Source organism: Longimicrobiaceae bacterium (assembly GCA_035936415.1).
Classification (GTDB): Bacteria; Gemmatimonadota; Gemmatimonadetes; order Longimicrobiales; family Longimicrobiaceae; genus JAFAYN01.
Map to the genome: position 1 here is coordinate 1 of DASYWD010000183.1, position 7,104 is coordinate 7,104.

Sequence of the window (7,104 nt, forward strand, 5' to 3'; positions counted from 1 at the left end):
CCTCCTCGATGTCGCGCTTCACGATGCGGCCGCCGGGGCCGCTCCCCTGCAGGCCGGAGATCTCCACCCCTGCTTCCGAGGCCAGCCGCCGGGCCAGCGGCGACGCCTTCACGCGCCCGCCCTCCCGCTGCCCGTCCCCACCCGTCTGCACGATGGAGCGGTCGCCGGAGGTGGCGGCCGTGGCCTTCTCGCCGGGAACCGGGGTGGGCTTCTCGCCCGGCGCCGTAGCATCGGCGGTTCCCCGCTCCGCCTGGTCGCGCTCGGTGTGCTCCGAGCCCGCGAGCGCCACCGCCGCCTCGCCCACGTCCGAGCCGCCCGCCGCCTCCGCGGCCTCGGCCGGCTGCGCGCCGCTGGAGGGCCCTTGCGTCGCCTCCACCTCCTCGCCGCCCGTGAGGGCGGACACGTCCTCGTCCGCCCCGGCGATCACCGCGATCACCGTTCCCACGCTGGAGGTGTCCCCCTCGCCGATCATCCGCTTCCGGAGCACGCCCGAGCCGCGGGCCACCAGCTCCATCGTCGCCTTGTCCGTCTCCACCTCGGCGAGGACGTCGCCCTCCTTGACCTCGTCGCCCTCGTTCTTGAGCCAGGTGACGAGCCGCCCCTCCTCCATGGTGGGGGAGAGGGCTTCCATGTAGACTTTCGTTGCCACGTATCTATCTCCTGACGGCTCAGCGGTACAGGACCCGGTTTACCTTCTCGACCACCCGCTCCACGCTGGGCTTCGCCGCCTTCTCCAGCCCTTTGGCGTACGGCATCGGCACGTCCGCCTGGGTGACGCGGAGGACCGGCGCGTCCAGCTCGTCGAACGCCTCCTCCTGGATCAGCGCCGCCACGGTGGCGCTGATCCCCCCGTACGGCCACCCTTCCTCCAGGAGCACCACGCGGTTGGTCTTGGCGACGGTGTTCAGGATGGCGTCCGTGTCCAGCGGGCGGAGCGAGCGCAGGTCCAGGATCTCGGCGTCGATCCCGTCCTTCTCGAGCTGCGCCGCGGCCTGCAGGGCGACGTGGATCATCTTCCCGTGGGTGATGATGGACACGTCCGATCCCTCGCGCTTCAGGTCGGCCACGCCCAGCGGGACCACGTGGTCGTCGTCCTCCGGGACCTCGCCCTTGAGGTTGTAGAGCATCTCGCCCTCGAACACGCAGACCGGGTCGTCGTCGCGGATGGCCGCCTTGAGCAACCCCTTGGCGTCGGCCGGGGTGCCGGGGACCACCACCTTCACGCCCGGGTAGTGCGCCACCTGCGACTCCAGCGCCTGCGAGTGCTGCGCCGCGAGCTGCAGCGCCGCGCCGGTGGGGCCGCGGAAGGTCACCGGCATCCGGAACTGGCCGGCGCTCATGGAGCGCATCTTGGCGGCCGAGTTGAAGATCTGGTCGAACGCCAGGATGGCGAAGTTCCAGGTCATGAACTCGATCACCGGGCGCAGCCCCACCATCGCGGCGCCCGTGCCCAGCCCTGCGAAGCCCAGCTCCGTGATGGGGGTGTCCACCACCCGCATCTCGCCGAAGCGGTCCAGGAGCCCCTTGGACACCTTGTACGCCCCGTTGTAGACCCCGACCTCCTCGCCCATCAGGAAGACGTCCGGGTCTCTTTCCATCTCCTCGGCGAGGGCCTGGTTCAGGGCCTCGCGGTACGTGATCACGGCCATTTCGATCTATGCTTGGGAGTTCCCCGGCCTTCGGCCGGGTCGGGCTCTATTCTCCTGGACACGATACGACCGTGTCCAGGAGAACGGAGCCGCCGCAAACCACCGCGGCGTCTCCGCCCTCCGGGTTACGATCCCTAACTCAACGACAAAGCTTCGAGCGGGCGCGGGGTATCGTTCCGCACTTCGCACTTCGCCCTTCGCACCCCTCACGCACTCCGGTCCCGACCGTCGAAGTAGAGCCGACCCCGCACGTCCTCCGCCGCGTAGATGTCGGTGTACAGCTGGTCCAGGCCGGGCTCGGGGGAGTTCTCGGCGAAGTCGGCGGCCTCGTCGGAGACGCGCTTCACCTCCTCGTCCATCCTCTCCAGCTCCTCCTGCGAGAGGATCCCCTCGCGCGCCAGGAGGTCGGCGTAGATGCGGATGGGGTCCTTCTGCTTCTCCAGCTCCACGTCCTCCTTGGTCCGGTACACGCCGGAGACGGGGTCGGACATGGAGTGGCCGACGAAGCGGTAGGTGCGCGCCTCGATCAGCGTGGGGCCCTCGCCGGCGCGGGCGCGGTCGGCGGCCTCCTTCATGACGCGGTAGGTGTCCAGCACGTCCATCCCGTCCGCGATGGCGGCGGGCATGGCGTAGGCGCTGGCCTTCTGCGAGATGTCGTAGAGCGAGGAGGCGCGCTCCCAGGCCGTGCCCATCCCGAAGCGGTTGTTCTCCACGATCAGCACCAGCGGGAGCTTCCAGAGCGCCGCCATGTTGAGCGACTCGTGGAAGGCGCCCTGGTTCACCGCGGCCTCGCCGCAGTACACCTGCATCACCTTCTGCTCGCCGCGGTACTTGATCGCCCAGGCGATGCCGAGCGCCAGCGGGATCTGGCCGCCCACGATGCCATGGCCGCCCATGTAGTTGTGCTCGGCGGAGAACATGTGCATGGAGCCGCCCTTCCCCCCGGAGCACCCGTCCCTGCGGCCGTAGAGCTCCGCCATCACCGGGCCGGGCTCGATCCCCGCCTGCAGCGCGTGCACGTGCTCGCGGTACGCGGTCATCACGTAGTCGCCCTGCTCCAGCGCGTGGATGGCGCCCACCGCCACCGCCTCCTGCCCGATGTACAGGTGGCAGAAGCCGCCGATCTTGCCGAGGGCGTACGCCTCCGCGGTCTTCTCCTCGAAGCGGCGCCCCAGGAGCATGTCGTACATCATCCGGCGGAGCTTGTCCTCCGGGAGCGACTTCAGCAGCTCCGCGTCCGCGGCGGCGTCCTTCTCCGCCTGCTGCCAGCCGCGGTCGGGGCCGCCGCCGCCGCCGTTCTGCTGCGCGTGGCCGGCCTCCGCCTGCGCGTGGTCCTCCCGCGGCTCAGTGCGGGGCTCGTCCTTCTTGGTCTTCGTCTCTGCCATCGTGTGTATCCGAACGTTGGCGAATCTTTCAGGATCGGTGGGTGCCCGTCAGAGCACCCGCTCGTACACGTCCCGCAGGGCGAGCGTGCAGCCGATGGAATCGAGATGCAGAACTTCGTCCTGTCCGCTCGTCTCGCCGAACAGCCACAGCCCTTCCGCCTGGCGGGTGTAGCGCTCGACGCGCGGCTCGCCCTGGCTCACCAGGAGGTAGTCCTGCAGCGATGGGATGCGGCGGTACATCTCCCACTTCTGGCCGCGGTCGTAGCCGGCCGTGGAGGGCGAGAGCACCTCCACGATCAGCGTGGGGTTGAGCAGCGTGTCGAAGTGCTCGTCCTCCATCTGCGGCTCCCCGCACACTACCGTGACGTCCGGGTAGACGTAGTCCCGCGTCCGGGAGACCCTCACCCGGATGTCCGTGCCGTACGTCTCGCACGGGCGGCCACGAAGCTGGCTGCCCAGCTCGCGCACCAGGTTGGCGGAGATCAGGACGTGCGCCCGGCTCGCACCGGCCATCGCGCGCACCTCGCCCGCCACGTACTCGCTCTTGTACTTGGCGGCACGCTCCCGGACGAGGTATTCCTCCGGCGAGACGGGGGTCGGCGTGTAGGTGGTGGTCATGGGCGGTGTCTGCCTTGTCGTCTACAGGCTGCCGAGCTGCACCAGCTGCTTCGGCTGCACGGGCGCCGTCCCCGCCAGCGCGGCGCGCGCGGCGGCCTCGTCGGCGTCGATGCGCACGTCCGGGTCCGGGTCAGCCTCCAGGATCTCGGTGATGGCGCCGGGGCCGCCGGCCTCCACCTCGCGCGCCTGCTCCTTGGCGTGGTACGAGGAGCGCACCAGCGGGCCGGCCTCCACGTGGCGGAAGCCCAGCTCCCGCTCGCCGATCTCCTTCCAGCGGCGGAACTCCTCCGGGGTCACCCAGCGGTCCAGCGGGACGTGGTGCTGCGACGGGCGCAGGTACTGCCCCAGCGTGAGGATGTCCACCGCGGCCTCGCGGAGGTCCTTCATGGAGGTGTAGATCTCCTCCTCCGTCTCCCCCATCCCCAGGATGATGGCGCTCTTGGTGAGCTGGTCCGGGTTCATCCGCTTCACGGCGCCCAGCAGCGAGATGGAGCGCCAGTACTTGCCGCCGGGGCGGAGGGCGCGCATCAGCCGCTCCACCGTGTCGATGTTGTGGGCCAGGATCTCCGGGCGCGCCTCCACCACCGTGCGGATGGCGTCCTCGCGGCCGCGGAAGTCCGGGATCAGCACCTCGATGGAGCAGCCAGGGACCCGCGCGCGGATCTGGCGGATGGTCTCGGCGTAGATCGCGGCGCCGCCGTCGGCCAGCTCGTCGCGGTTCACGGAGGTGACGACCACGTGCTCCAGCCCCATCGTCTCGACGCTGTCGGTGACGCGGCGGGGCTCGTCCCAGTCCAGCTCGGTGGGGAGCCCGTGGGCGACCGCGCAGTACTTGCAGGCGCGGGTGCACACGTCTCCCAGGATGATGAAGGTGGCGGTGCCGCTCTCCCAGCACTCGCCGATGTTGGGGCAGTGGGCCTCCTCGCACACGGTGTGGAGGCGCTGCTCGCGCATCAGCTTCTGGAGTCGGAGGTAGTTGGGACCCCCCGGCGCCTTCACCTTGAGCCACTCGGGCTTGCGGGCGCGGATGGGAATCCCCTCCTGCCCGTCGGCGAGATGGAGGGTCGGCTTCCCCTTGCTCTTCACCACACCGGTGTCCTTCCCCTCGGGCGCGTACCCGTAGGCGGAGGACCCGTCCTGCACGGAGCTTTCGCTCATCTATGCCTTCTCCCGGGGAGGGCCGGACCCGTCCCCTGCCTGAAGATTCGCATCGTCTGCGTCCGGGACGGCGGGGCGGGCCGGTGAATCCGGCTCACCGGCCGCAACAAGCATTCCCCCGCCCGTGTCCGGAGCGGGATAACTTACCCCCCGGGGGCTGGTCAGGCAACGTCCGGCGGCGCGCGGAGTTCGGGAACGGGGCATGCGTTCCGCCGCAGTGCGCGCGAGGAGCACCGGCTCCCGCGCACGCACCCACCCCCGGAAGCCGACGCCATGCTGACCGCCCTGCTCAAGCCCGAGATCGAGGAGCTCATCCACGGCCGGAACTGGTCCGCCCTCTCGTCGGTGCTGGAGGAGTGGCCGGCCCCCGAGGTGGCGGACCTCCTCCGGGAGCTGGAGAAGCCGGACCGCGTCCTCCTCTTCCACGCCATCCCCCGCGGCCAGCAGGCCGAGGTCTTCGCGCACCTGGAGGGGCGCGAGCGCGACGCCCTCCTCCTGGCGCTCACGGACGAGGCGACCAGGAGGCTCCTGGCCGACCTCCCCCCCGACGACCGGACGCAGCTCCTGAGCGAGCTGCCGGGACAGGTCACCCAGCAGCTCCTCAACCTCCTCGCCCCTGGCGACCTGGCCGAGGCCCGCCACCTCCTGGGGTATCCGGAGGAGAGCGTGGGCCGGCTGATGACGCCGGACTACGTGGCCGTCCGCCCGGAGTGGACGGTGAGCCGCGCGCTGGAGCACGTGCGGGCGCACGGCCGGGACAGCGAGACGGTAAACCGCGTCTACGTGGTGGACGCCGGCTGGCGCCTGCTGGACGACGTGGAGCTGCGCCGGCTGATCCTGGCCGACCCGGGGCGCCCCGTGGCGGAGGTGATGGACCACTCCTTCGTGAGCGTCGCCGCGCTGGCCGACCGGGAGGAGGCGGTGCGGACCATCCGCCGCTACGACCTGGTGGCGCTCCCGGTGACGGACTCCGCGGGGGTGCTGGTGGGGATCGTGACGGTGGACGACCTGCTGGACGTGGCGGAGCAGGAGGCCACCGAGGACTTCCACCGCGTAGGGTCGGTGGGGCCCATCCGCGGGAGCGTGCGCGAGGCGCGCATCGGCGTGCTCTTCCGGCGGCGGATCGGCTGGCTCCTGGGGCTCGTCTTCGTCAACATCCTTTCCGGGGCCACCATCGCCCACTACGAGGAGCTGATCACGCAGGTGGTGGCGCTGGTCTTCTTCCTCCCGCTTCTCATCGCCAGCGCGGGGAACGCGGGGGCGCAGGCGGCCACGCTGATGGTGCGCGCGCTCGCCACGGGCGACGTGCGCGCCCGCGACTGGCTGCGCCTGCTGGGGAAGGAGGCCGCCGTCTCCGGGATCCTGGGGGGGACCATGGGCCTGGCGGTGGCGGGGATCGGCGCCTACCGGGGCGGGCCGGAGGTGGCGGTGGTGGTGGCGGCCACCATGGTGCTGGTGGTGGTGATCGGGAGCCTGGTGGGGATGTCGCTGCCTTTCCTGCTGGACCGGCTGAAGCTGGACCCGGCCACGGCCAGCGCCCCGCTGGTCACCTCCATCGCCGACATCACGGGGGTTCTGGTGTACCTCTCCATCGCCTCGTGGTACCTGGGGCGGTAGGGCGCGCCCGCGGCCTCACCACCCCTCCGTCCCGGGCGCGCCCTTGAAGGGGCCCGCCACCCCCGAGGTGACCCACCCGCCGTAGAAGCTCCCCGGCTGGGGCGCCGCGACCTCCCCGTCCACCGTGCACTCGTCCATCCCCTGCGGGTGGAAGGCGACGTGGTCCCGGAGCAGCGCGTAGTCCGGGAGCGGCGCCGGATAGCTCCACGCCGCGCGGGGGCGGAGCACGCCGCCGGCCTCCACGTCCCAGTAGCGGGCGACCCCCTTCCACTCGCACAGGGTCGTCCCCCGCGCCTCGTGGAGGGCCCCGGGGAGCACGTCCTCGGGCGGGAAGTAGTAGACGGGCGGGTGCGCGGTCTCGAGCACGCGGATGCCGCGGTGCGTCTCCGCCACCACCACCCCGCCCAGGACCACGCGGAGGTGCCGGGCGGCGGGCTCGATGCGGGGCGGGCGCGGGTAGTCCCAGGCGGACTCCTGCCCCGGGCCGGGCGGGGTGCGGTGCATTGCGTCGATCCTCCTTCCTACTCCAGCAGGGTGCGCGAGTCGGCCGGGTCCACGTCGGCCAGCAGGTCGATCCCGTTCGCAGCCAGCCGGCGCGCCGCGGCGGCGGGGCGTCCGTCGCCGTGCGTGTCCGCCGACCACTGCGCGTGCCGGGCCAGGAGCGCGGCCTCCAGCGC

Annotated in this window: 7 protein-coding genes; 1 reads left to right on the plus strand and 6 read right to left on the minus strand. The window is 71.5% G+C overall.

The annotated features are described in order from the left end of the window. The 5 genes from VGR37_07250 to lipA form a co-directional block, all read right to left on the minus strand. On the minus strand, positions 1–649 hold a 649-nt coding region (locus tag VGR37_07250), incomplete at its 3' end, for a biotin/lipoyl-containing protein (protein ID HEV2147182.1). A gap of 19 nt (positions 650–668) precedes the next feature. Continuing rightward, a complete protein-coding gene (locus tag VGR37_07255) occupies positions 669–1,649 on the minus strand; it encodes a pyruvate dehydrogenase complex E1 component subunit beta (GenBank protein HEV2147183.1) in 981 nt (326 codons plus the stop codon). Positions 1,650–1,855: 206 nt separating this feature from the next. Next, entirely contained in the window at positions 1,856–3,034 is a 1,179-nt protein-coding gene (pdhA, locus tag VGR37_07260; GenBank protein ID HEV2147184.1) for a pyruvate dehydrogenase (acetyl-transferring) E1 component subunit alpha, read from the minus strand. Between the two features lie 48 nt (positions 3,035–3,082). Next, positions 3,083–3,652 carry a Uma2 family endonuclease gene (locus VGR37_07265; protein ID HEV2147185.1) on the minus strand — a complete coding sequence of 190 codons (570 nt, stop codon included), beginning with the start codon at positions 3,650–3,652 and terminating at the stop codon, positions 3,083–3,085. 21 nt (positions 3,653–3,673) lie between these two features. Further along, the gene (lipA, locus tag VGR37_07270; GenBank protein ID HEV2147186.1) at positions 3,674–4,810 is read right to left on the minus strand and encodes a lipoyl synthase; all 1,137 of its coding nucleotides are present in this window, start codon (positions 4,808–4,810) and stop codon (positions 3,674–3,676) included. 273 nt (positions 4,811–5,083) lie between these two features. Here lipA and mgtE point away from each other — a divergent pair, with 273 nt between their 5' ends. Then, positions 5,084–6,427 carry a magnesium transporter gene (mgtE, locus tag VGR37_07275; GenBank protein HEV2147187.1) on the plus strand — a complete coding sequence of 448 codons (1,344 nt, stop codon included), beginning with the start codon at positions 5,084–5,086 and terminating at the stop codon, positions 6,425–6,427. 15 nt (positions 6,428–6,442) lie between these two features. Here mgtE and VGR37_07280 read toward each other — a convergent pair whose 3' ends face one another. Beyond that, positions 6,443–6,931 (minus strand): DUF427 domain-containing protein, encoded by a 489-nt coding sequence (locus VGR37_07280; GenBank protein HEV2147188.1) that lies wholly within the window; start codon positions 6,929–6,931, stop codon positions 6,443–6,445. Positions 6,932–7,104 lie beyond the last annotated feature (173 nt).